The organism is Streptomyces sp. NPDC048248, assembly GCF_043201875.1.
Lineage (GTDB): Bacteria > Actinomycetota > Actinomycetes > Streptomycetales > Streptomycetaceae > Streptomyces.
This window is the reverse complement of the sequence record NZ_JBICZL010000006.1, coordinates 261,251-286,098: the sequence shown is the minus strand read 5'-3', so window position 1 is coordinate 286,098 and position 24,848 is coordinate 261,251. Positions and strand designations below refer to the sequence as shown.

The window sequence follows — 24,848 nt, the reverse complement described above, 5'->3', positions numbered from 1 at the left end:
GGTGCCGGAACTCGACCAGCGGGTCATCACCGGACTTCTGACCACACGGCTGGCCCATACCAAGGGTCGACGGCTGGTGCTGGTCCACGGCAAATACGTGGCAGGCGGGCCACAGGAGTTCACCGTGCCGGTCGGCGAAGGTGAACGCCGCAAGGTCCGGGTCGTGCACTCCACTTCGGTGCTCGGCATCACCGACGCCTGGCAGGCTCATCTGGGTACCGAGCGTTCAGACCTGCTGGTGGTCACCACCGATATGTCCGGTGAGCGGATCAGTCTCGACCTGGTGGGAGAGATGGTGCGCTCGCAGATCATCGCCGTCGACGAGGCCGAGATCGTCAAGCAGCTCTTCGGCGCCGCCGACCTCGACCCTCGTATGCGGCGCGACCCATGGCTCTGGTTGCCCAGCGCACTGATCACCGCCGAGCCGGACGGCGGCTGGCCCCAGCGTGGGGCCGTGCTCACCCTGGACGCGGCGATGCGCGCCCTCGTCGGGGTGCGGCTCGGGCTCGAGGGCGTCTTCGAGGGCGAGGCATCGGTGGATGTCGACGCGCTGCTGGCCTGGTCCCGCGCTCCCGGCAGCCCACAGCGTTTCGTGGCGTTGCCGGAAGCCGAACAGCAGGGCATCGCCGACTGGCTGACACAGAACGCGGGCGAGGCTGCCCCAGTGCTCCTGCGACTCGCGCTCAGCGGCCGCGGCACCGAGGCCACCGCGCTGGGTGTGCTGGCCTCGGTCATGAACGGGGACGCCGCTTCGGCCGATGAGGCCGTCGCTCTGGGCTCAGTCTTTGGCATGGGTTCACGCCCGACCGAACTGCGCGCCTACGCAAGGGCGGTAGAGGGCACGCTCACCCGATGGATCGGTGAGGCGATGGGGCGGGGAGCGCAGAGCGAGGAGGCACGGCAGCGGGTTCTCGACGTACTGCGCCAGGCCGATCAACTGGCCAAGGAGGCCCATCTCTCTGCTGCACTCGCCGACAATCCTTTTCTCCCCTCAGGGTTCCAGGCACGACTGCGTCGGCTGGCCGAGGCGCTGGCCCAGGAGCCCCAAGCAGCTCAGACCGCCTGGGAACACGTACAAGAGCATCACCTTGCCTCTGTTCTCTATGCGAAGCGGGTCGAGCTGGCGCGCATGGCCGTACGGCTGAAGCACTGGCTGGACGCGCCGGAACCGGTGGTGTCCTCGGTGGACCAGGCTGTGCACACTCATGTCGCCGACTGGGGATGGGTGGACCGGGCCCTGACACAGCTGTGGGTGGGAGACGCCGACGCCGAACCTGTGCTGGTTGATGCGTACCGCACTGTGCACGACGCGGCGTGGCGGCGACGGGCGACGCTCGACGAAGCCTTCGCGGCTGAGCTCGGGCCGTGGGCGCAGCACGCGAGTACGGCGCAGCCCGGTGGGACGCTGCTCATCGAGGACGTGCTGGAGAAGATCGCCGTGAAGCTGGCGGCGAAGCGACCTCCCCTGGTCCTCGTGCTGAACGGGATGAGCGGCGCGGTCGCGGCGCAGCTGGGCGAAGAGTTGACCGGTGCGGGCCGGTGGAGCGAACTGTCCGGTGACGGGCGGCGGGCGGCTGCGGTCGCCATGATCCCTTCGGTGACTGCCGTCAGCCGGGCCACCTTGCTGTGCGGACGCCCGGTATCGGGCGGGCAGAGTGCGGAGAAGGAGGGATTCGTCGATTTCTGGAAGCAGCGCAGGCGTGCGGCCGCTCTCTTCCACCAGAGCGAGATCGTCGGTCCTGCAGGACAGTTGCTCGACCAGCGGCTGGTCGAGGCCATCGCATCGGATGCCGTGGTTGGTGTCGTGCTGAACACCATCGACGACACCCTCGACCATGGGCAGCAGAGCTCGCTGGCCGACTGGTCGGTGAACCGAGTGAAGCACCTCACCGAACTGCTCAACTCCGCGCGGGGGCAAGGACGTCCAGTGGTACTGGTATCTGATCACGGACACCTACTGGACCGGACGAGGTCCGACGCAGGACCAGTGACCGCCGAGGGGGTGGAATCGGCCCGCTGGCGTACAGGGAAGGCTCCCGGTGAGGGAGAGATCGCGCTGGCAGGCCCCCGCGTGCTGGAAAACGACGGTCGGGTCATTGCCCCCTGGTCGGAGCAGATCCGCTACACCCCACGTAAGGCGGGCTACCACGGCGGCGCCGCACTCGCCGAGATGGCGGTGCCGGTACTGGTCCTGACTCCGTCGATCGACCTCGCACCTGACGGATGGGCCGAGCTACCGCGAGAGTCAGTCCAGCCGCCATGGTGGGAAGGGCAAGTCGCCCCGGCACCGCCGAAGACCCAATCCACCACGAAGCCCGCACGAAAGGCACCACCCGCCAAGCCGAAGGCCCGGCCACAGGAGGGTGAGCTCTTCGCCGACGACGCGGTCGAAACGCCGTCGACCCGGCCCGCATCCATCGATCCGCCGACCCCGGTCACGCTCGGCCGTCAGGTCGTGGACACCAAGCTCTACGAGCATCAGGGGAAGTTCGTGCGCAGGGTCCCCGACCGCAAGGTGGTGGCCGCTGTGATCGACGCACTCGACGCATCGGGCGGCACGCTCTCACTCGCAGCAGTCGCTGGGGCCGCCGTCGCTTCGGGGGGCCGTACCCACACCCGCCCGGAAGGCTTCGTCACTGTGCTGACCCGGCTGCTGAACATCGAGGGCTACGAAGTCATCAGCCTGATCGACTCCCGGACCCGGGTCCGGCTCAACCGCGACACACTGCGCGAGCAGTTCGAACTGCCCAGGGAGCACACGTGAGCGGCGCATCCGTCAGCGCGGCCCGCCGCCGCGAGGTCATCGACGCGCTGCGGCGCGGAACCGTGCCACAGTCGGGTCTCGACCTCTTCGCCGTAGGGCTGGACCGTTTCGCGCCCGCGCTGGACGAGCGGATCGCCACGATCGCGACGGGCAGTGCGGCCTTCTATGCCATTCGCGGCGAGTACGGGTCCGGCAAGACCTTCTTCGCTCGTTGGCTCGCCGAACGGGCGAAGCGGGCGGGGCTCGCCACCGCCGAGATTCAGATCTCGGAGACAGAGACACCACTGCACAAGCTGGAAACCGTCTATCGACGGCTCACCGAGCGGCTGACCACAGCGACCGAGCCTGCCAGCGCCCTGCGCTCGGTGATCGATGGTTGGTTCTACACCCTGGAAGAGGAGGTGACCGAGGCGCAACCCGAACTCGGCGAAGAAAGTGCGGCGTTGGAGTCTGCCGTCGAAGCGCTGCTGGAGGAGCGGCTCCGTGGCGTCGCCCAGACCACTCCCGCCTTCTCCGCCGCCCTGCGCGGCTATCGCAAAGCCACGCTGGACGGGGACGCGGCCACCGCCGAAGCCGTGATCGCATGGCTAGGCGGCCAGAAGTCTGTTGCCGCCTCCGCGCGGCGTACTGCGGGGGTGCGCGGAGATCTCGACCACTTCGCGGCACTGGGCTTCCTTCAGGGTCTGCTCACCGTCCTGAAGGACTGCGGGCATCCCGGACTCCTGCTGGTCCTGGATGAGATCGAGACCTTGCAACGGGTGCGGGGAGACGTCCGCGAGAAGGGGCTCAACGCCTTGCGACAGCTCCTTGATGAAATCGACGCGGGCCGCTTTCCCGGGCTCTTCCTGGTCATCACCGGCACACCTGCCTTCTATGACGGACCACAGGGGGTTCAACGCCTGCCTCCACTGGCCCAGCGGCTGGCAACCGACTTCTCCACCGATCCGCGCTTCGACTCACCGCGGGCGGTCCAGCTGCGACTCACTGGTTTCGATCTCCAGCGGCTGGGCGAACTAGGCCGTGTCGTAAGCGACTTGTATGCAGGATCGGCCCGGAATCCTGAGCGTATCGCTGCCCTTGTCGACGATGCATACGTGACGGAGTTGGCCACTGCCATGACGGGAAAGCTCGGTGGGCGGGCCGGCATCGCACCGAGGCTCTTCCTGCGCAAACTCGTCGCAGACGTATTGGACCGGGTGGACGAGTTTGACGACTTCGACCCGCGCAAGCACTACGCGCTGACCGTCAGCAGCGACGAGCTGAGCGAAGTCGAGCGCAACGCCGCGGCGGACAGCGCCGACGAGATCGAGCTGGAGCTGCCGTGACAGGTGCACCCGAACCGCTGGACCGGCTGCACCCCGGGGTCGTACACCACATCGTCAACACCTTGGGGTGGCCTGGTCTTCGCCCGCTCCAAGAAGAGGCAATCGAACCGCTGCTGGACGGTGCGGATGCAGTACTGCTCGCACCGACGGCAGGCGGCAAGACCGAAGCGGCGTCCTTCCCTCTGCTGTCCAGGATGGCTGCGGAGAACTGGACAGGGACCTCAGTCCTCTACGTATGCCCGCTCAAGGCGCTGCTCAACAACCTCCTGCCCCGTCTGGAGACTTACACCTCATGGCTGGGCCGGACCGCGGCACTGTGGCACGGGGACGTCTCGCAGCCGCGACGCAAACGGATCCTGCGGGATCGGCCGGACATCCTGCTGACTACGCCAGAATCGCTGGAGGCGATGCTGGTCAGCGCCAATGTCGACCATCGGGCCTTCTTCTGCGGGCTGCGGACCATCGTCGTCGATGAGGTGCATGCCTTCGCCGGTGACGACCGGGGCTGGCATCTGCTGGCCGTGCTCGAGCGGCTCGAACGAGTCGTCGGTCGGTCAGTACAGCGGGTCGGGCTCTCCGCGACGGTGGGTAATCCCGAACAGCTGCTTACCTGGTTGCAGGGCTCGGGGCACGACAACCGCGCGGCTTACGTTGTTGCCCCTCATCTGCGCGAGGAGAATCCAGTCCTGCCGCCCCCCGGCGAAATCCAGCTCGACTATGTGGGGTCCCTGGAGAATGCGGCGACGGTGATCACCTCCCTGCATCGCGGGGAGAAGCGGCTGGTGTTCTGCGAATCGCGTCGGCAGGTCGAGATGCTCGGCGAGAGCCTGCGAGCCAAGGGGGTGACCACATTCCTCTCGCACGCCTCTCTCTCCGTGGATGAGCGAAGGCGGGCGGAAGAGGCATTCGCCGATGCCCGAGACTGTGTGATCGTCTCCACGAGCACACTGGAACTCGGCATCGATGTGGGCGACTTGGATCGCGTCATCCAGATTGACGCACCCAGCACTGTGGCCTCTTTCCTCCAGCGGCTCGGTCGTACCGGCCGGCGCTCGGGTTCCACTCGTAATTGCCTTTTCCTTGCCACCAACGAGGAAGGTCTGCTCGGCGCAGCAGCCCTGCTTCTGCTGTGGTCACGTGGCTGGGTCGAGCCGGTAGTGGCCCCACCGGAGCCCCGGCACATCGTCGCCCAGCAGGTGCTGGCTCTCTGCCTGCAGGAACACCGGGTCGGAGACCGGCTCTGGCAGGAGTGGTGGGGAGGGCTCGGCCCCTTCGGTCCCTCCGCCGAACCCATCGTGCGCCATCTGATCGACGAGGGGTTCCTGGAGCGGGACGGCGGAATGCTGTTCATCGGCCCTGAGGCCGAACGCCGCTTCGGTTACCGGCACTTCATGGATCTCACCGCGGTCTTCACTGCTGCACCGGAGTTCACTGTGCTGGCCGGCCGCAACGAGATCGGTAGCACCAACCCGGCACTGCTGACGGAGGAAGTCGCCGGACCCAGGCGGCTGCTCCTCGCCGGACGGAGCTGGCAGGTGACGTACATCGACTGGTCCCGGCGGCGGTGCTTCGTCGAGCCGGTCGAGGGTGGCGGCAAGGCGCGGTGGGGCGGGGTCGGTTCCGGCCGTTCCGCCTCGTACGAGCTGACCCGCTCCGCCCGGGAGGTCCTGCTCGGCACCGATCCGCCCGTCGCCTTGACCCGCCGCGCTGAAGCCGCCCTCGCTCAGGCTCGCGACAGCGGTGCGGAATCGGTGCACCCTGCCGGGACAGTTGTTATCCGCGGTGGTCGGGACACGAACGTGCGCTGGTGGACTTGGGCCGGCTATCGGGCCAACGTCACCCTGGCTGCCACGCTCTCGGACAGCGCCGACCCTCTCCAGCGCCCAACAGACACGTACATCCGACTCCGCGAAGACTTGACTCTGGACGAGTGGAATCGAGCCAAGGCCGCGGCAATAGATCAGCTCTGCCTCCCCGCCGTCGACACTCGCGCTATCCATGGGCTCAAGTTCAGCGCCGCGCTCCCTCAGCGGCTTGCAGAGGCCACACTCGCCGCGCGTCTCGCGGATCTCGATGGCGCATCGGCTGCACTCAAGGAAACCTCAAGGTTCGTGGCCGCGGGCGATTGAGCGACCGCGGAGGGCAGCACCGGTGAGTAGAGCATCCTTCAAGCCGCGGGTCGGCGTGGGACGTGGCTTCTTCCCCTGGCTCAACCGGCCGCACTACACCCTGCGCGAGATCGGGGCGCGGATCGCGCCCCTGAACGCGTATCTGGACCTTCACGACGGTCCCCGCCTGCACGAGTACAACGCCGGAAGGCGGCTGACCTCGAACGTCGTGCTCGAACACGGCACCGAAGCCAGCGCCTTCGGTGCGCTCAACTACCGGCTTGGCATGACGTTGGCCGAGTGTGCCCGCCGCTCACTGATGGGCCTCGGCGACACATGGCACATCGAGAACACCTGGCCCTTGGGTATCCAGGACCCGGCAGCCGGAACGAAGCCAGTGGAGGGGCAGAAGAATCCTCGGCCCGAATTGTGGGGCAGGCACCATTCCGAGGGCCGCCACTGGATGAGCGAGGCCCTATCAACCTGCGCCGAACTCTTCCAAGCCGACCGGCAGATCGCGGATCGGAAGCCGGGGCGACGCGCGGAGGACCACACCACCGACGACGAGGAGGAAGAACTGGAAGAGGCGGTCGACGGCCGGTCGCCGCGACCGCGAGCGTCAGGAGGAAGTCAGGCCCCTCGTCCAGCGCCGGCTCCGCGAGGGTCTTCACGACCTCCCGCGACCGGTCCTGGGCGCGCCGCTTGACGGACACCCCGCGCGTCGCCCTCACTCCAGTGGCCCTCGAAGCCACCACACCCGAGACCTACCTGGCGGTGGACGCCGACGGTCTGTTCCCACCTTGACCAACGCCGAGAACCACGCAGTACTGAGGAAGGGCGCACGTGAGCGCACACCATGCAGGCACACGCTGCATGGGCCGCCGCCGCTGGGAACGCCCTGGGACTTCTCTGGGACTTCCAGCTGCATCAACAGGCACGTGCGTGAAACAGCCGAAAGGCCGTTCGTGCTGGTCAGCGCCCCGCAACTGCCCTTCGCCGCAGGTCACGGGCCTCGCTGGTCTCTTCCGGGATATCTGAGGGGCGGGTGCCGTTGCACCCTCCTGACCTGCGTGGACTTCGTTGGACTGGCGGGGGTACGACGACATCTCTGGGACTCTGAGCCGGGATCGGATTGGTTCCCGGCTCAGCCCTGGGGTTACGGCTGCGCGAAGACCGCGCCGATGGTGGGGCCGCCGCGTGCGCCCGCGCGAAGCATGAGGGCGCGTGTTGCGGACCGTGAAACCGGGATCCGAGTGACCGAGCCAACGCGCCAGAGACGACTGACTCGCCGGCCTCCAATTGCTCGGAGGCGTAGAAGTGGCGCAGGGAATCGTAGCGGTGCTCCCTGGAGGGCTCCCAGACGCGGGGTCCCTCCGAGGGCGCTCCTCCCGCCCGGCGATCAGGCCGGCCTCAGCGAGGGCGGGCTTCCAGACGTAGACGTTGCAAGGATATCTTTTCGGCGGCCTCATATGGCTGTCGGAGGGGCCTGCCGCGTTCGCCGCCGCTGGCCGCGATCTTGGCAGGTCGCCGAGCGGCTCCGGCTTCTGTCCACCAATCAACGCGCGGAGCCTGGAGTTCGGCGATCAGTGCGCTGTCAACGTCAGGACGATCATTACGCTCGCCACCACTGGTCTGTGCACTGCTCTGCGTTCTGCGCAGGCGAAGGAACCGTCATCTGAGTCTCCACGTCTCCTTCGCCTCGCTGGTACGGGATTCACCCGCGGCTCAAGTCACCTTTTACACTCCCCGGCCCGGATGACGACGAGCGACAGAGGCCGGCGTGGGACGTTGTGCGGAGGCAGCGGGGTTGCCGTCACGGCCGCGATCTGCAGGCGCAGGCCGCGGAGACGGAACAGGGGACGCCGTAGCGGCGAGATCGTTCAACGTGGCGTTCACCACTGGCCAGCACATGTTGAGCGTGTCGCGGTTCGGGCTGTGCCCGGTCCTTTTCTCCGCGAGAGGATGGACGAGATTCCTGTAGTGCCGGACCAGCCCAGAGGCGAGCTTGGCATCGTGCTCGATCCATTTGTTCTCGTAGGCGAAATCCACGAAGTCATTCAGCCCCATTTTCTGCAAGGGTTTCGGCATGCGTACGACTGCGGTGCGGACGTCTGCGGCATGTGCGAGAACCCCCTCCAGAAGGCTGCCCAGCATGATGACCGCCGACGTGTAGGCCCCGTGCTCGTCACAGGTGCGTGCTTCATCCAGCCGGAGTTGCACCGTGGCGGCGAGTTCCGGGTCGCTCACCACATCCGCCACGGAGACCTTCAGCTCGACGCGCGGCAGCTGCCGTACTTCGTCCTCAAAGCCGGCTTCGCAGTGGGCCAGGACCGGATGGCCTCCTTCGTGGGCGACCCGACGCCCGTCAAGCATGAGCACCTCGTTGAGCCGCTTCAGGGTGACGTGGTACTCCTTCTGCTGGCTGTAGTACTCGATACGGTTCGCCAAGCGCAGGATTGCTCGCTCGGCATCGTCCGTCCCGTCCTCCTGACGCTCTTTGAGGAGTTCCCAGGCCCACTTGGGCCTCGGTGTGCCGTCGTACTCCGGAACGTCGTCCCAGCCGGCCCTCTCAAAGAACGCAGCTACCTCGTATCCCTTCCGGTAGATCAGCGGCGGCTCATCTCCGCAGATCAGGTGCGCGACCTCCGTCAGCGTGCTGTCATCGAAGATCTCGTTCACATCAGGCTCCTTCGAGAGAGACAGACGCATCCTCATCGAGCATGCCGTCGATTTCGTCGTCGGTGAGTTCCGTGTCATCCACGTCGACCGGGGCCCATGCGCTCCCCGGATCCTCCTGAGGCTCCTCGGTGACTCCGGGCTGGATTCCCAACGCGTCAAGGCGCTTCCACAGCGGAGCCAACGAATCCTCTGGAGACAGGGCGAACTCGCTGCTTCGTACACGCCAGAACTGCCAGCCCGCCCGGCGCAGCTCCCGCTCCCGCTCGTAGTCGTCACGGATCTGGTCAGGAGCGGAGTGATACGGGCTGCCGTCGCACTCCACAGCGAGGCGCCCCGCCTCTCCGACGACGACGAGGTCGATGCGTTTGCCGCTGACCTTCCACTGAGGAACGACGTGGTAACCGCGTTCCTTGATCCTGCGGAAGACCCGCTGCTCAAATAGCGAATCGAAGGGCTCACACTGCTCGTCGGGGGAAACGACAGACAGGCTGGGAGAGGTGCCCTGAAGTTCCGGCGGCGCCTGCATATAGGTGAGCAGGGAGTGGCGCAGGTCTCTGCTGTTCAGCTGGTCCGGTGTGACAGAGGTGAACAGCCACATCTGGTCGCGGGCCCGGCTGGCAGCCACGTTGAATCGCCTTCCCTGAGGCAGTCCGGTCATGGTCCGGATGTGGTCGGCGTCGATGACCAGCGAAAGCAGGATGACGTCCCGTTCGTCTCCCTGGAACTGTTCGGCCGTGCCTACACGGATGTTATGTCGCTCCTGGATCGTGGAGTCGATACGCGTATCGATGAGGTTCTCCAACAGCCTTGTCTGATGACCGGAACGGAGAACAATGACTCCGAAACTCCGTTTCGCATACGCCTCGTCCTCCGCAAGCTCCTGCAACTTGGCAACGATGCGTTCGGCCTCGGGCTTGTTGACCAGAGCGTCTCGCCGTCCCTCGCAGTGGCCTTCATGGACATGGACGATCTCGAGGGGCCGTAGCCGGTCCGCTCCGTACTGCCGCAGCGGCACGAGTTCGTTGTCGGGATAGAACTGGGCGGAGGACCACTTGATGATCTCCGGCATACACCGGAAGTGTTCGGTGAGCCGGATAGTCTCGCTGAACCGTGCGGACAGCAGCTCGTAGAGGTTGGACTTGGGACTGAAACCGTCGCGCTGCCAGTCGGTGAGATTGGGCAGGCGCGAGTCGAGGATTTCGTTGAGCCGATCGTGCTTGCCACCTGTGTAGAACGGGACACACTGCTTGTCGTCACCCACGACGATGATCCTGGGAGCGAGCCACAGCAACATCAGTCCATCCAGACCGACCTGGCTCGCCTCGTCCACGATGACGACGTCGAAGGCATCCGGCTCGGGATCGATCATCTCGGCCACCTGCTTGATGGGCATGACCCAGGCCGGGACCGCGGCACGCGCATCACGCATCGCGGAACGGGCGGCCTTCAGGTGTCGCTTACCGAGTGCCGTCATTCCCTTGCCGGCGTTCGCCGTGGCCGATGCGTAGGCACTCAGCGCCTGCTTCTGGCCGGCCGTCATCCGGTCCAGGCAGTGGTAGAGAGCCCTGTCGGCCGCCAGTTGAGTCACAGTGGTCCTCAACTGCGCTTCGACGACTTCCAGCTCCCCTTCCAGCTTGGCTTCCCTGCCAGGTATCAGCATCGTGTCCTGGAAGGTACGCGCTCGCCGCCATGCCCAGGCATCACCCAGGCCCACAAAGCGGGTCTCCCAGGTCGACTCCGTCGGTGACTCGGTGAAGCGCCGCGCCAGTTCGGGGTGGTCTTCAGACAATCGGTCCAAGAGCTTGCGGGCCTCTCGGCGATCAGCCTCACGGTGGAACGCTTCGGTCAGTGAGTCGATCGCGGACGTGTACGCCTTCGGATCACGGGCAGTGACAGCCCGGTGTACCTCCGCCAGTTCGGCCACTCCGCTGGCATCAGGCCGCGGCAACTGCTCGGCGATGGCGCGCAGCCGCTCCTCTGCCTCACGGGCGCTGAGGAGTCGTTCAGCGCCGTTCGCCGACGTTCGGACGTCTTCCCACTGCTGCGCCGTCCGCACTGTCGCCTTGATGCGAGCCTTGAGCAGGACGTCGTGCAGCGTACGCACGGAGCGGGTGAACCCATCCACTGCGCGGAGCGTCGGCACCCGGTCCAGCAGCTCCGACAGGGCCTCTTCCGTGGAGCCTCCTACCACGGGCACCCCAACACTCTGCCAGCGGTCATTCAGCTGCCGGACGCACTGACGTATCTCCAGCTTGGCTACCAGTGCGGAGATCTCATCTGCTGTGCTGGGCAGTCGCCCGTCCACCCGGCAATCCTGGAGAAGGGTTTGGGCCTCTTTCTGTACCGCCTTCGGAATCAGCTTGCGTAGCTTGCCGCCGTCGCGCAGAAACTGTTCGAGTGCCTTCCCAGCGGCGATGAGACGCGACTCCTCGGCGAGCTCCACGCCAGGTACATGGAGCTCGGCGTAGGTGGCATCTTGAAGCACGCTCTGCACTTCTTCGGCCCGGGCGGCCGATCGGCGCACTCCATCCCACAACTGCCGTCGTTGGCCCGCCATTCCGTCCTGCAGGGCGCGGGTGGTCCATTCGCCGGACTTCCAAGCGGCAGGCTCACCCGGCAGCCCCTCACTCTGAAGTGCGTGTTCTGCGTCGTCCAGCAGCTTGACCAACGTCTCGATCAGGTCCCGTCCCTGATTCGCGATTTCGAGAGAAAGCGCGTCGGACGACGCGTCGGCGCAGGAGCGCACAGCAGCATCGAGGGCCTTGACCGCCTCTTCGAACAGCACCGGTGCGGCAAAATCCGCGGGGTCCGGGCAGCGAGCAGCATGCTCGTCCAGCACGACGGCCCCGTGCCGGGACACCAGGCCCAGCAAGCGCTGGGCCTGGTCCTGGCTCAGCGAGGGTTCTCGCGGTACCGAGGCCGGCAGGGCGGGCATCCAGTCATACTTCGCTGCACCGGCGGCGACGGTCTCCACGATCTCCGCGAGCCGTCCCTGGTATCCAGGGGCCACGTCGAGGTGTTCGTACCACTCCGCTTCACGCACGGCGCGGAGTTCGTCCCGCAGTCGCGCGCGGATATCCGACAGTTCCGAGCGCAGCGCTTCGTGGCTCTTGATCTTTACGTCGAGACGCTCCGTCGACTGGGTGGCGCTGAGTTGAGAGAGAGCACGCACGGACTGGTCGAGGTCGTCGCTGCCGTCCTGGCGTCGGTCGCTCTGGAGGACACACAGGCTACGCAACTCGGCAGGAAGTTGCTGTCGCAGGACCTTAAGTGCCTGTCCCTTCTCACTCGTCACGAGTACCCGCTTGCCGTCCGCCAACAGGGCACACACGAGGTTGGCGATAGTGTGGGTCTTTCCCGTGCCGGGCGGTCCCTGGACAACAACGCCTGTATCGGTCTGAAGACGCCTCAACACCTCCCGCTGAGCCTCGTTCGACAGCAGCGGGAACAGGGGATCGGGGCCGAGGGCGGGCGGCACGTCACGGCTCCCTGCCGTACCCCATACCCTGCGGTCCTCCGCTTCCAGTTGGTACAGCAACTGAGCCAATCCCAGTGGAGCGACAGCATCGGGTTGGGCAAGACAGTTCGCAATGCCGTCGTAGAAGTTCACGAGCGCGCCCTGGCCCCGCTGACGGAGAATGATCGCCGGCGCGAATCCCAATGTGGGGACCGGCAAGATCGGATCGGTTGGCGGGCTGCCCCAGTCACGGTGAAATTCCACTACGCGATCAGTGCCGAACGCCCGCTCCGACCAGTTGCCGAGCAGTTCCTGCGCGTCACCGGACAGTGGATGGAACCCTCCCTCGTCGACACGAGCCCGCAGCGGGCTCAACAGGCGGGTGCTGTAACCCTGGTCCGCGTCAAGGAACTCATTGTCCTCCAGCCTCGCGGGGTCACCGGGCGCGAGTGCGACAGTGATGGACATATTCACGGAATTCACGGTGAGCATGAGCGGCACCGTCAGAATGTGCCTGGAGGTGCGAGCCGATGGGCGCGCGGCTCCGATGTTCAGTAGTCCGGTGCCCAGTACCGCCTCGTATTCCTCCCCGTCTTGCTGAACCCTGGTCGCCATTCGGTACAGCTGCTGGTGGAGTTCCCGGTACGGCCGGTCTGCACGCTCTTTCCCCGACCATTTGCGCCACGCGTCGAGCCATCGCGCGTAGGCACGCAGCACATCGTGCGCTTCCTCCCGGCGGATTTCGGAGACCTCGAACAGGTCTCCTTTCTCATCCTCCTCCCAGCCCTGACCGGGTCCCGACTCGGCCAGCGGCGGCTCTTCCGGCGTCGCGGTGGCGGCGGCTTCGGGATCAACCCACCCCGCCAGCACTTCAGGCAAGGCAGGAGCCGCGCGAGCCGGACGATGTGCCACCTTGAGCAGCGTCCGGTCGCCGTCGGGGTTCCGCCGGAGCTTTTCGTCCGGCAGGTCGGAGAGCCAGAGGACCTCCGGATACTTCTGCCAATCCCGCACCGGCTTGTACGACCCTCGAACAATTTCGCGCATATATTCGATGAGTTGGCGCGTACGGTGCACTGCCTCCGGATTGCTCGCACGGAGTGCAGAGTTAAGAGACACCTATCCCCCAAAGTCATTGCCCGATGGAAAGCCTTACAGGATGCGGGAGAGAAGTGGCGCCATCAACCAAGACCAGCAAGTAATGACAGGAACAAGCCATATTTTGCGAAGGTTGGCTGTAACCGAGCCAACTGCCCACTCCGATGCCTCGCCCGGCGTCACACGCGTCGCTATCGCGACCAGCGTCACGCCCACTTCGGGCACCGCCATACCTAACGCGCCAATGGCCGCGCCGATATACACATTCCGGGCATTTCAACCGCTCGCCTTGCGCGTCAGCGACTTGGCGGCGTCGATCGCCTTCTACTCGAAGCCGTTCGGCGCTGAACCCGCCAAGCCTCGCGACAACTCCGTCAATTTCGCCACCGCCAAGCCGCCGCTGCACATATTCCTGATCCAGCATGAGCCGGAACAGAAGACCTGGCTCGAACCCCGGCAATCTCCTCGCTCTTGCGCCGTCGGTGACGCCGGCGGACCGATGCACCTCGCTGCCCTGAAACATGACGCCCTGCACACGCCGGTCGGCACGGTCGGTGTTGTCGTACCCTGCTCCCCGGTACTGGCCCCTATGCTGCAGTTCCTACTTCTCTGAGCCCTCGGCACTGACAGCGGGTCTGACGACACGATCACCCGTCCGTAAAACGCTGGCTGCTGCCTACCGGGTTTGCACAGTCGCTGAGTTGGTCGCCCTGGATTGTCAGTGCCGGTCGCTACCGTCGAGCGTTGAGCCGAGGAACACCCGGCCCCGTCTGGGGGCACTCCCCACTTCACCGCCGAGGACCGCCCGTGACCTACGTACGCCCGCACTACCGCCGTGACGGCACCTACGTCAAAGGCCACAAACGCCGCACCCGCCCCCGCACCGCCCAGCCCTATACGGCATCCCGACGAACCACCCCGCGTCCCGCTCCCGTGTCGCGGCCTCGACCAGTCCCCACCAGCCCGACGACCCATGTCCGTACCTACTACCGCTCGGACGGCACCCGCGTACGCGGGCATCACCGGTCCATCAGCCCTCGCACCCTCGTGGCAGCAGGCACCGGAGGAGGATGTCTCCTGTTGCTCCTGTTACTACTGGCCCTGGCCGGCGGGCCGGGAACAGGCAGCAAGGCACCGGTCGGCACGACGCCATCGCACTCCGCATCGGTCTCACCAACGCACCACCCGTAGGCGGCGGCCCACACGGCAGCAAGCCCCGCCAGTTTCACGGGGCATGCTGCCAACCGAGATCAGTCACAATGATTGCCCGACCCCAACCACGAAGGAACGCACGAGGAGGTTCCCGCGCAGGCGGGGTGGTCCACGTTCGATGCGCCGCTTCTCTTTGAGGTACCCGTCCTCCCCACTGCAGGCGGGAGTCGTTCTAGGAGCAAGCGCTGCCATTCGTTCACAGCAGACCACCGACGCGCGGCTCCCAGCCGACACAGCACCCCCTCGCTCTGCATAGAGCCGCAAGAGAGGCGATCACAGGTGGGATTCCCCCTGGGACTTTCCTAGGAATTCCGGTTGCATCAACAGGCACGAGCGTGAATCAGCCGATAGGCCATCAGCGCAGGTCCACAGCCCACAGCCACCCATCGCGGCAGGTCACGGCGCCCCCTGGTCTCTTCCGGGATATCTGACGGCGGTGCCGCCGCATCTTGCATGACCTGCACCTATGTGGATCTGGACGGGGTTCGGCGGGGCCGTGAGGCTGCTGAGGTCCCGCTCTGTCTCGGGCTCCGTCCCCCAAGTCCCGTACAGGCCGGGCGGATCAGCGGGGTTCGGTCACGGTGCCGCGTACGACGAGTCGGGGGTCAGGACACCTCGCGGGGGTCGGTGCGGCCCTGATCGAGCGGTTCGACATCGGCGGCCACCGCATACCGCGCCTGCTCCTCCGGCTCCCTGACTGACCATGATCAGGCTGAAGCAGCTCAACTGGGAGAGGGCGGCCGTCGTCGTGGCCGGCGACGGACACCTCACCGGGTATGGCGACGTCGGCGCGCGTACCCGCGGCGCCGGTCCGTGGCGATCACCGCCATGCTCGTCGACGTACGCGATGTCACGGGCCGATCCAACGCCGGAGTTGAGACGACCTCACTGCCCCTTCGGGCTTCTTCGGCCTTCCTCAAGGCGCGAGCGTGCACGAAGCCGCCGGCTCGCGGGCTGGTACGCCGGCCAGGTGGGCGCCGCCCGTCAGCTCTCCTCCGGCGTGAGTACGACGAATTCCGCGCCCGACGGATCGGTGCACACCGCCAGTCGGCCGACGCCCTCGGCGGTCTCCGGGCCCATGGACAGGGCGCCGCCGTTCTCCTTCACCTGGGCGACCGTGGCGTCGCAGTCCGCGGAGCCGAACACCGGGTGCCAATAAGGCTTTCCGCCGGAGCCGAACATCTCCGGGACCCCCATGATGCCGCCGTGCATCCGCTCCTCACCGCAGTTCGCGGGCGTGACCAGCGTGTAGGCGCCCCCGCCGCCGGGCAGCGGCATGTCTTGGGTCGTCCAGCCGAAGATGCCCTTGTAGAACGTCTGCGCCGCGGGCGAGTCGGAGGTGTAGAGCTCGGTCCAGCCGAGGCTGCCGGGGCCGTCCGTCGCCTCGACTCCCAGCAGGTCGCCGGGCTGCCAGACGGCGAACTGCGCCCCCTGCGGGTCCGTGAGCTGGGCGAACCGTCCGTCATTCGCTCCGACGGGGGTCGGCGGCACACGGACCGCGCCACCGGCCTTCTGGACCGCCTTCACGGTGGCATCGGCGTCGGGGGTGTGGAAGTAGATCGTCCAGGCGGAGCGGTCGCCCTCGTCGGTGAGCGGGCCGACCGCACCGACCACCTTGCCGTCGAGACGGAAGACGGAGTAGCTGCCCGCGTCGCCGTCACCGAACGGCGACGCCTGCCAGCCGAAGACCGCGCCGTAGAAGGCGGCGGCCGTCTCGACGTCCGGGGCGCCCAGATCGAGCCAGCACGGGGAGCCGGGGACGGGGTCAGTAGTGATCATGACGATTCCCTTCGCGGATCCGCTCTGGATTTCAGCCTGACATCCACCACTGACAATCGCCCGTCGACCCGATTCGTTGTCCGTCCCCCTGCTTGCTAGCCTGACGCGCGCTCGTCAAGAATTGACGGAGCACACCGCCCGCCACTCCAGTGCGCGGGCACGAACCAGCGGCCGTGCCGGCCGCTCTCTCGGGGGAGAACACGACGTGAATCGTCGCCATGTGCGTGCTGTTGCCGTTTTCGGGATCGTGGTCGTCGCGCTGACGGGCGCGCGGCATTCGCACGGCGGGGGGTGCGGCAGCAGCCACTCCAGCAGTAGCAGCAGCAGTGGCGGCTACAGCAGCTCCAGCGGTGGCTACAGCAGCTCCGGCAGCACCACCAGCAACGGCACCACCGGCTCGCCGACGGCCGGCTCGACCACGCCGCCGGAGTCCGACATCAGCATCACCGACTGCAAGGTCGACAGCTCGGCCGGCACGCTGAGCGCCCGGCTGAGCGTGCGGAACGGCAACAGCACGGGCTCCGCGTCCTACAGCGGCACCGTGGACTTCACGGACGGTACGGGCCGCACCTTCGGCAACGCGATGATCTCCTCCCTCCGGGTGTCCGCCGGTCAGACGATGCCCACGACCGTCACCGGCACCTTCATCACGAGCAACGACCAGGCGCCCACCGCGGGCAAGTGCAAGCTCGGCCGGGTCTACAAGAGCAACAGCTGACCACCCACGGCACACGGGCACGGCCCTCCGGTGCGGCAGTCGGCCCGCCGGCCGGGGGCGCCGTTCACCGTGCGGTCCGGTACAGCTCCTTGGCGATGACCGAGCGCTGCACCTCGGTGGCGCCCTCGTAGATGCGCGGGGCACGTACCTCGCGGTAGAGGTGCTCCAGGAGATGGCCGCGGCGCAGCGCCCGCGCACCGTGGATCTGGACGGCCGCGTCGACGACGTACTGCGCGGTCTCGGTCGCCAGCAGCTTGGCCATGGCCGCGCGGCCGGCGATGTCGGGGTCCGCCCGGTCGTACGCCGACGCGGCCGCGTACACCAGCAGCCGGGCGGCTTCGACGCGGGTGGCCATCTCCGCGAGCTGATGCCCGACGGACTGCAGGTCCTTCAGCGGTCCGCCGAACGCCGTGCGCGCGCCCGCGTGCGTCAGCGCCGCGTCCAGGGCTGCCTGTGCCATGCCGACCGCGAAGGCGCCCACACTCGGCCGGAAGAGGTTCAGCGTCCGCATCGCGACGCCGAAGCCGCGGTCGACCTCGCCGAGCACGTCCGCGCGGGTCACCGGCACCCCGTCGAAGACGAGCGTGCCGATGGGGTGCGGGCTGAGCATGTCCAGGTGCTCGCCGCCGAGGCCGGGCCGGTCGGCGGGCACCAGGAACGCGGTGACGCCCCGGGCGCCCGCACCGCCCCCGGTACGGGCGAAGACGGTGGCGAAGTCGGCCTCCGGGGCGTTGGAGATCCAGCACTTCTCACCGGTCAGCCGCCAGCGGTCCTGGCCGTCCGGTTCCGCGGCCAGGGCCAGCGCTGCGGCGTCGGAACCCGCGCCCGGCTCGCTCAGCGCGAAGGACGCGACGGCGCGCCCTGCGGTGACCTCCGGCATCCAGCGGGCGCGCTGCTCGGCGGTGCCGGACTGCACGATCGGGGACGCCCCCAGTCCCTGCAGCGCCAGCGCGGTCTCCGCCTCGGTGCACTCCTGCGCGAGGGATTCGCGCAACAGGCAGAGGTCAAGGGCGCGCACGTCCTCGTCCGCGGGGAACAGGCGGCGCAGCAGGCCCAGTTCGCCCAGCGCGGCGACCAGCGGGCGGTTGATCCTGCCCTCCTCGCCCTGCTCGGCGAGCGGGCGCAGCTTCTCCGCCGTGAGCGCGCGCAGTTCGGCGCACCATTCCTGTTCGTCCGGTCCCAGCGCGAATGCGGTCACGGGGCGACTCCCTGGTAGCGGGCCTTCTATCGCGATCTGTTGACTGCCGTCACGAACACGTTACGCTGACGACGGATCCGAACGGCAGCCCTCACGCCCTATCCGACCGGTTTCCGCACCGCCCGGCCGGCCTTCGCACCCGACCTGACCGCGCCCTGCGAACCGGTCTCCACGGTCCCTCATCCCTCTCCCGGCCGCTCGTCGGCCACCTCCCGCAGGCGGAACTCCGGACTCACCCACCAAGGGGGCGCACCCGCCATGGAGCTACGGTCCTCAGCCCACGCCGACACCTTCGCCCGCGACCGGCTGCCGCCCCACGACCAGTGGCCGCACCTCACCGACATGGGTTATCCCGACCGGCTGAACTGCGGCGCGGAGCTGCTGGACGGCACCATCGCGCGGCTGGGACAGGACCGGCCCGCGCTCCGCGACGCGAGCGGCCTGGTGTGGACGTACGGGCAGCTGCGCGAGCAGGTCGATGCGATCGCCCACGCGCTCACCGGGCGCCTGGGGGTCCTGCCCGGCAACCGCCTGCTGCTGCGCGGCCCGACCACGCCCTGGCTCGCCGCCTGCTGGCTGGCGGTGATGAAGGCGGGGGCGGTCGCGGTGACCGTGCTGGCCGCGCAGCGCCCGGACGAGCTCGCCACCATCTGCCGGCTCGCCGAGGTGCGGCACGCACTGTGTGACGCCCGTTCCGTCGAGGACCTCGTCAAGGCCGAGGTGTCCGGTCTGACGGTCACGGCCTACGGCGGGGACGGCCCGGACGACCTGCGCCGACTCGCGCAGCTCCCCACCGCGCCGTACCCGGCCGTCGCGACCTCCGCCGACGACGTGGCGCTGATCGCCTTCACCTCGGGCACCACCGGCCGCCCCAAGGGCTGTATGCACTTCCACCGCGATGTCCTGGCGATCGCCGACACCTTCTCGGCGCAGGTGCTGCGCCCGAGCCCGGACGACGTGTTCGCGGGCAGTCCGCCGCTCGGCTTCACCTTCGGCCTCGGCGGTCTGGTGATCTTTCCGCTGCGGGCCGGCGCCTCGGCCCTCCTCGCCGACTGGGGCGGGCCCGACCGGCTGCTGTCCGACATCGCGAAACACCGCATCTCGGTGCTCTTCACCGCGCCGACCGCCTACCGCGCCATGCTGCCCCAACTCGGCGCGCACGACGTCTCCGCACTGCGCCGGTGCGTGTCCGCCGGCGAGAATCTGCCCGCCGCGACGTGGCAGTCCTGGTACGACGCGACCGGCCTGCGGATCATCAATGGCATCGGCGCCACCGAGCTGCTGCACATCTTCATCTCCGCCGCCGATGACGCGATCCGGCCCGGCACGACCGGGCTGCCGGTGCCCGGTTTCCAGGCGCGCGTGGTGGGGCCGGACGGGGCCACCCTCCCGGACGGCGAACCGGGGCTGCTCGCCGTACGCGGCCCGACCGGTTGCCGCTACCTCGCGGACACCCGGCAGGCGGAGTATGTGAGGGACGGCTGGAACATCACCGGTGACACCTACGTCCGGGAGCCCGACGGCTACTTCCGCTATGTCGCGCGCGCCGACGACATGATCATCTCGGCCGGCTACAACATCGCGGGCCCCGAGGTGGAGGACGCCCTGCTCCGGCACCCCGATGTGACCGAGGCCGCGGTGGTCGGGCGGGCCGACGAGAGCCGCGGGCAGGTGGTCGTCGCGCATGTGGTGCTCCGGGCGGGCGTCCCCGAGGGAGCGGACACCGTCGCCGCGCTGCGCGCCCACACCAAGTCCGTTATCGCGCCCTACAAATGCCCGCGCGACATCGTCTTCCACACCTCACTGCCACGCACCCCCACCGGCAAGCTCCAGCGCTTCCGCCTGCGCTGACGGCTCCACCGACGGCTCTAGAGTGACCCGGTGAGCGACCAGCAAGCGCAGCGCACCCCACGGTCCCTGATCGTCACGTTCTACGGCGCCTACGGGCGCGGTGAGCCGGACGGACCGGGCGGCACGGCCGGCCCCGTGCCGGTCGCCGCCCTGATCCGGCTGCTCGGCGTGCTCGGGGTCGATCCGCCGTCGGTGCGCTCCGCCGTCTCCCGCCTCAAGCGCCGCGGCCTGCTCGTCCCGGAGCGCACCGCCAACGGCTCGGCCGCCTACGGTCTCTCCGGCACCGCGCGCCAGCTCCTGGAGGACGGTGACCGGCGGATCTACGGCCGGCCGGCCGCCCGGCTCTCCGACGGCTGGGTGCTCGCGGTGTTCTCCGTCCCCGAGGAGGAGCGGCACAAGCGGCACCAGCTGCGCTCCCGGCTGGCCCGCCTCGGCTTCGGCACCGCCGCGCCAGGGGTGTGGATCGCCCCGGCGCACCTGTACGAGGAGACCCGGCACGCCCTGGACCGCCTGCAACTCGCTTCCTATGTCGACCTGTTCACCGGGACCCACGCGGGCTTCGAGCCGACCGCGCGGTCGGTGGCCCGGTGGTGGGACCTGGACGCCATCGCCGCGCAGCACCGGGCCTTCCTCGCGGAACAGGAACCGGTGCTGCGGCAATGGTCGCGGCGGCGGACGGTGCCTCCCGAGGCCGCCTACCGCGACTATCTGCTGGCGCTGGACGCCTGGCGCCGCCTCCCCTACGCGGACCCCGGCCTGCCCTCTCCCCTCCTGCCGGAGGACTGGCCGGGTGGCCGCGCGGCGGACGTCTTCGGCCGGCTGCACAGCAAACTACGGGCGGCGGGCGCCCGTTACGCGCACGAGGCGCGGGCCGAGCCGCAGCAGCCCCCCGGCGGCTGCGACCGACCGTAGGCGCCTCAGCGCCTGCGCTGACCGGCACCCACCGTGGCGGCCGGTCGCGGCCTCGCGGCGGCGATGACGGACACCACGTCCTTGAAGGAGCTGCACATACGGGTCCCGGCGACCGCGGCGAGCTCACCGAAGGTGCCGACGCCGTAGGTGACGGCGACCGGCGCCATGCGCGCGGTCACCGCCATCCGCATGTCCCCCACGGTGTCCCCTACATAAGCGCTCTCCCACGCGGCGACACCGAGCCGGCCGGCGGCCCGCAGCACCATCTCCGGGTGCGGCTTGCCCCGGCGCACCATGTCCTGGCCGACAACCGGGCCGACGAGGTCACGGATGCCCATGACGTCGAGCAGAGCCTCGGCGCTGCGGGTCGTCTTGGACGTCGCGACGGCCAGTTCCACACCGTGTGCGCGCAGCGCGGACAGGCCCGCGGTGACGCCGGGGAAGAGCAGCTGCGGCCCCTGGCACAGGACTTCGTAGGCGAACAGTTCGCGGTAGCGGGCGATGGCGGCCTGGACCCTGCCGTCGTCCTCGGGCCTGCCGAGCAGCCGGCCGAACGCGGGGCCGGGCGGTTTGCCGATGGCGTGCGCCGCCTGTCGGGCCGTCACCGAGCATCCCTGCTCCGAGGCCACCTTGACCAGCAGCTTGCTGATAGCGGGAAGGGTGTTGGCGAGCGTGCCGTCGAGATCGAAGACAGCAGCCTTGATCGTCTCACCGCCGGCGCCCCGCGCGCCTCTGACAGGACGTTCGCCGACTTCCGCTGTTACGCGCATGGCTGGAGACCTTTCCGGATTCCGATGGATGCAGTGGCTCGGGTGACGTTGCTGGCTCGGCATTGTTCGGGCGGCGCGCGGTCGGTGACATTGGGAGGCAGAGGCGGTCTCGCCAGGGCGCACCACTGTCCAAGGGCGGTGCGTGACCGTCGAGGCGGTGGCACGGAAGTGGATCCTCCCGTTTACCGCCTGCGGAGATTTAAAAACCGCCTGCGCTGTTTGTCAATGTGCCTTTGTCACACGCTGACGGCTCGACATCGCTCTTCATCCAGGCCAGACTGGTTACCCGCGCGCCACGGGGCCGGCCAACCCCGCGCGGCGGCCGGGACGGTGACTTCGCGACACCTGGCGGCAGATCCAGCCATTCAAGCCCAGCATAGCGAACCGCATGGTTGGTTTTCTATGTAGAATGCATGGGAGCTTCGCAGCCGTACTAGAGACGGGACGGACACCGTGCCTACGCAGCATCGCGCCATTCAGAGCCGCCAGGCGCTCATCCGCTCGGCCGCCGAGACCTTCCTGGAGAAGGGAGTTCCCGCCTCGGGCATGGTGGAGATCAGCAGGCGGGCCCGCCTGAGCAAGGGGGCGCTGTACTTCCACTTCACGTCCAAGGACGACCTCACCCTGGCGGTGCGCGATGCCGCCCTGGCGACCCTGCAAGAGGTCGAGGACGCCCTCACCCGCTCGACGCAGCCCCTCGCCACCGCCGTACGCGACTTCGCCGTCGAACTGTTCCGCCGGGTGCAGACCGACGCGGTCCTTCGCGCCGGTCTGCGACTGCGGCCGGAGACCGCGCCGGGGCTCGGCATCTACGCACTGGAACAGCGCTGGTACGCCCTGTTCCTCGACAAGGCGATGACCTGCCCGGCCGACAACCGCATCGGCCCCGGAGGCTCCGTCGGACCGACCGGCCCCCAGGCGTCCGACAGCGAACCGCGGCGCACCGCCCAGCTGCTGACGTCGATCGTGGTGGGCCTGCTGCATCTCGGCGGCGAGGACGGCACGTGGTGGGAGGAAGAGTCGGTCGCCGGACTGTGGGGGTTGCTGTCCGGCGCCCCGGAGGACATGGTGCCCGCCGGCCTCCCGGCGCCCGTTCGTCTCCCCGGCTGAGCCGCCCACCCCGGGCGGCTCGCCGCGCGGCCCCCGGCAGCTCCGCCGCCGAGCCTCACAACTCGACCAGCACGGCCCCGATGTGGCGCCCCTGCGTCAATTCGCACAGCGCTCGCGGCGCCTGCGCGATTCCCCGCAGCAGCGCGTGCGGGAAGACCAGTTCGCCGTCCCGCAGGCCCCTCCCGAATACCTTCGTCCACTCCTGAGGGAGGTCCGGGTGAGCGTGCAGCCCGAAGCCGCGCAGCGCCACCCGGCGGGTGATGATCAGCCCCGCGTCCAGCGCGACCGGGGCGGCCACCCCACCGTCCCCGCCGAGCTGGCTGGAGATCGCCCCCACCAACGCGAAGCGGGCATCCGGGCGGGCCAGGGCCAGCGCGGCCGTGAGCTGCTCGCCGCCCACGGTGTCCAGCAGGACGTCGACACCGTCCGGGGCCGCGCGATGCAGCTGCGCCTCGATCGGGCCCGCACCGCGCACGATCGTGTCGTCGTAGCCCAGCTCCGCGCGCAGCCGGGCCGCCTTGCGCTCGGAGCCGGTGCTGCCGACGACGCGTCCGGCGCCCAGCCGCCGCGCGATCTGGCCGGCCAGACTGCCCACGCCGCCGGCCGCGCCGGTGACGAACACCGTGTCGCCCGGCCGGATCTCCGCAGCCCGGTGCAGGGCACCCCAGGCGGTGGCGCCCTGCGACAGATGCGCACCGAGAGCCGGCAGCGCGTCGGGGTCGACACGCCGGGCCTTCGATCCCTCGACCGCCGCGAACTGCCGCCATCCGTACGGGTGATGGACGAGGTCGCCCACTTCGAAGTCTCCATCGGGCGCCGCCACGACCTCGCCGATCGCCGCGCCCCACAGGGCCTCGCCCGGCACGAAGGACGGTATGGGGAGCCGCATCCCCGTCATCTGCGTCCGCATCACGGCGGTGACCGCCATCATGCGATTGCGCACCAGCACCTGTCCGGCCTCCGGTTCAGGCACCGGGACCTCGGTTACGTCGAAGTGCCGCAGGGACAGTTCCCCTTCGGCGCGGGACGTGAGCCGGATCTCCCGGTGCGTGGCGGGGACGGCTGTGAGGGACATCGGACAGCTCCTAGCGCTCTCGGTGACATGGCCGCGCGCCACGCCGCCGATCCGGCTTCGCCATTCAATACCGCATGGTTGGCTTCTTTATGATGCGGAAATAGACTGCGCGGCCACGGGCGGCGGGTCGCACTCAGGCACAACAACTCCAAGAGAGCATACGGAGGATGATCGGTGGTCAAGCAGGAACGCGCAGTGCGTACGCGACGCGCCGTCCTCGAAGCAGCGGCCCACGTCATCGGCACCCGCGGATACCAGGCCGCCACGATGGCCGAGATCATCCAGCGCGCCGGGGTGACCAAGGGAGCCGTCTACTTCCACTTCACCTCCAAGGACGCCTTGGCCCGGGCGGTCATCATGGAGCAGACCGATCCCTTCCTCCCCCCGGTCAGCGACTCCCGGCTGCAGGACGCCATCGACTTCACCCACCAGGTGGCACTGGCGCTGCGCAGCGACCCGTTATTGCAGGCAGGAACGCGTATCGCGGTCGAGACGACCTTCAGCGAGGACCCACTGGTCCCCTACCAGGCGTGGACCGACATCATCACCACGATGTTCACCGAGGCACGGGACAACGGGGAACTGCTGCCGGCCGTCGTGCCGGAACGGGCGGCGGAATTCTTCGTCGCCGCCTACATGGGCGTGCAGTTGTTCTCGCGGGCCGCGACCAACCGCGCCGATCTGCCGGAGCGGGTCACGGCCCTGTGGAAGCACACCCTGCCGGGGCTCGCGTCCCCCGGCGCCCTGAGCCACCTCGACCCGCACGGCCGCTGCGTCAATCTGATCGCCTGACTC

Annotated in this window: 16 protein-coding genes; 10 read left to right on the top strand and 6 right to left on the bottom strand. The window is 68.4% G+C overall.

Features of this window, described 5'->3' with window-relative positions:
* Position 1 precedes the first annotated feature (1 nt).
* From pglZ to ACGFZW_RS14890, 4 genes are read left to right on the top strand one after another with little or no spacing between them, the layout of a single operon-like run.
* Positions 2-2,764, top strand: coding sequence for a BREX-2 system phosphatase PglZ (pglZ, locus tag ACGFZW_RS14905; RefSeq protein ID WP_393893499.1), 2,763 nt, complete (start codon positions 2-4; stop codon positions 2,762-2,764).
* A complete protein-coding gene (brxD, locus tag ACGFZW_RS14900; RefSeq protein ID WP_393893498.1) occupies positions 2,761-4,089 on the top strand; it encodes a BREX system ATP-binding protein BrxD in 1,329 nt (442 codons plus the stop codon). Before pglZ ends, brxD begins: the two co-directional genes overlap by 4 nt.
* Complete coding sequence (locus ACGFZW_RS14895) at positions 4,086-6,218, top strand: DEAD/DEAH box helicase (protein WP_393893497.1); 2,133 nt, start codon at positions 4,086-4,088, stop codon at positions 6,216-6,218. The genes brxD and ACGFZW_RS14895 overlap by 4 nt, the downstream gene beginning before the upstream one ends.
* Positions 6,219-6,240: 22 nt before the next feature.
* Entirely contained in the window at positions 6,241-6,903 is a 663-nt protein-coding gene (locus tag ACGFZW_RS14890; RefSeq protein WP_393893496.1) for a hypothetical protein, read from the top strand.
* 1,031 nt (positions 6,904-7,934) lie between these two features.
* Here the strand turns inward: ACGFZW_RS14890 and ACGFZW_RS14885 are convergent.
* Both ACGFZW_RS14885 and ACGFZW_RS14880 read right to left on the bottom strand, forming a co-directional pair.
* Positions 7,935-8,876, bottom strand: coding sequence for a hypothetical protein (locus tag ACGFZW_RS14885; protein WP_393893495.1), 942 nt, complete (start codon positions 8,874-8,876; stop codon positions 7,935-7,937).
* Between the two features lies 1 nt (position 8,877).
* A complete protein-coding gene (locus ACGFZW_RS14880; protein ID WP_393893494.1) occupies positions 8,878-13,377 on the bottom strand; it encodes an AAA domain-containing protein in 4,500 nt (1,499 codons plus the stop codon).
* Between the two features lie 112 nt (positions 13,378-13,489).
* On the opposite strand from ACGFZW_RS14880, the gene ACGFZW_RS14875 reads away from it, so the two are divergent.
* Entirely contained in the window at positions 13,490-14,041 is a 552-nt protein-coding gene (locus ACGFZW_RS14875; RefSeq protein ID WP_393893493.1) for a hypothetical protein, read from the top strand.
* A gap of 1,583 nt (positions 14,042-15,624) precedes the next feature.
* Here ACGFZW_RS14875 and ACGFZW_RS14870 read toward each other — a convergent pair.
* A complete protein-coding gene (locus ACGFZW_RS14870; RefSeq protein ID WP_393893492.1) occupies positions 15,625-16,419 on the bottom strand; it encodes a VOC family protein in 795 nt (264 codons plus the stop codon).
* Positions 16,420-16,639: 220 nt separating this feature from the next.
* Here ACGFZW_RS14870 and ACGFZW_RS14865 point away from each other — a divergent pair, with 220 nt between their 5' ends.
* Positions 16,640-17,137 carry a hypothetical protein gene (locus ACGFZW_RS14865; protein ID WP_393893491.1) on the top strand — a complete coding sequence of 166 codons (498 nt, stop codon included), beginning with the start codon at positions 16,640-16,642 and terminating at the stop codon, positions 17,135-17,137.
* Positions 17,138-17,201: 64 nt separating this feature from the next.
* Here ACGFZW_RS14865 and ACGFZW_RS14860 read toward each other — a convergent pair whose 3' ends face one another.
* Entirely contained in the window at positions 17,202-18,335 is a 1,134-nt protein-coding gene (locus ACGFZW_RS14860; RefSeq protein ID WP_393893490.1) for an acyl-CoA dehydrogenase family protein, read from the bottom strand.
* 258 nt (positions 18,336-18,593) lie between these two features.
* Between ACGFZW_RS14860 and ACGFZW_RS14855 the strand changes: the two genes are divergently transcribed.
* Together ACGFZW_RS14855 and ACGFZW_RS14850 are read left to right on the top strand one after the other, a co-directional pair.
* Positions 18,594-20,186, top strand: coding sequence for an AMP-binding protein (locus ACGFZW_RS14855; protein WP_393893489.1), 1,593 nt, complete (start codon positions 18,594-18,596; stop codon positions 20,184-20,186).
* 30 nt (positions 20,187-20,216) lie between these two features.
* Positions 20,217-21,098 (top strand): PaaX family transcriptional regulator C-terminal domain-containing protein, encoded by an 882-nt coding sequence (locus tag ACGFZW_RS14850; RefSeq protein ID WP_393893488.1) that lies wholly within the window; start codon positions 20,217-20,219, stop codon positions 21,096-21,098.
* Positions 21,099-21,103: 5 nt separating this feature from the next.
* On the opposite strand, the gene ACGFZW_RS14845 is transcribed toward ACGFZW_RS14850, so the two are convergent.
* Positions 21,104-21,868 carry an HAD family hydrolase gene (locus tag ACGFZW_RS14845; protein WP_393893487.1) on the bottom strand — a complete coding sequence of 255 codons (765 nt, stop codon included), beginning with the start codon at positions 21,866-21,868 and terminating at the stop codon, positions 21,104-21,106.
* A gap of 453 nt (positions 21,869-22,321) precedes the next feature.
* On the opposite strand from ACGFZW_RS14845, the gene ACGFZW_RS14840 reads away from it, so the two are divergent.
* Positions 22,322-22,978: a TetR family transcriptional regulator gene (locus ACGFZW_RS14840; RefSeq protein WP_393893486.1), complete on the top strand. Its 657-nt coding sequence runs from the start codon at positions 22,322-22,324 to the stop codon at positions 22,976-22,978.
* Positions 22,979-23,033: 55 nt separating this feature from the next.
* Here the strand turns inward: ACGFZW_RS14840 and ACGFZW_RS14835 are convergent, their stop codons facing one another.
* Positions 23,034-24,053, bottom strand: a complete 1,020-nt coding sequence (locus ACGFZW_RS14835; RefSeq protein ID WP_393893485.1) for an MDR family NADP-dependent oxidoreductase — start codon at positions 24,051-24,053, stop codon at positions 23,034-23,036.
* A gap of 195 nt (positions 24,054-24,248) precedes the next feature.
* On the opposite strand from ACGFZW_RS14835, the gene ACGFZW_RS14830 reads away from it, so the two are divergent.
* Positions 24,249-24,845, top strand: a complete 597-nt coding sequence (locus tag ACGFZW_RS14830) for a ScbR family autoregulator-binding transcription factor (RefSeq protein ID WP_393893484.1) — start codon at positions 24,249-24,251, stop codon at positions 24,843-24,845.
* The last annotated feature ends 3 nt before the right edge of the window (positions 24,846-24,848 follow it).

Excerpts from the sequence above, each read along its gene's own strand:
- ACGFZW_RS14855 (WP_393893489.1), top strand. The coding sequence starts at position 18,594 with ATGGAGCTACGGTCCTCAGCCCACGCCGACACCTTCGCCCGCGACCGG.
- ACGFZW_RS14880 (WP_393893494.1), bottom strand. The coding sequence starts at position 13,377 with ATGCGCGAAATTGTTCGAGGGTCGTACAAGCCGGTGCGGGATTGGCAG.
- ACGFZW_RS14835 (WP_393893485.1), bottom strand. The coding sequence starts at position 24,053 with ATGTCCCTCACAGCCGTCCCCGCCACGCACCGGGAGATCCGGCTCACG.
- ACGFZW_RS14845 (WP_393893487.1), bottom strand. The coding sequence starts at position 21,868 with ATGCGCGTAACAGCGGAAGTCGGCGAACGTCCTGTCAGAGGCGCGCGG.
- ACGFZW_RS14875 (WP_393893493.1), top strand. The coding sequence starts at position 13,490 with ATGCGGGAGAGAAGTGGCGCCATCAACCAAGACCAGCAAGTAATGACA.
- ACGFZW_RS14870 (WP_393893492.1), bottom strand. The coding sequence starts at position 16,419 with ATGATCACTACTGACCCCGTCCCCGGCTCCCCGTGCTGGCTCGATCTG.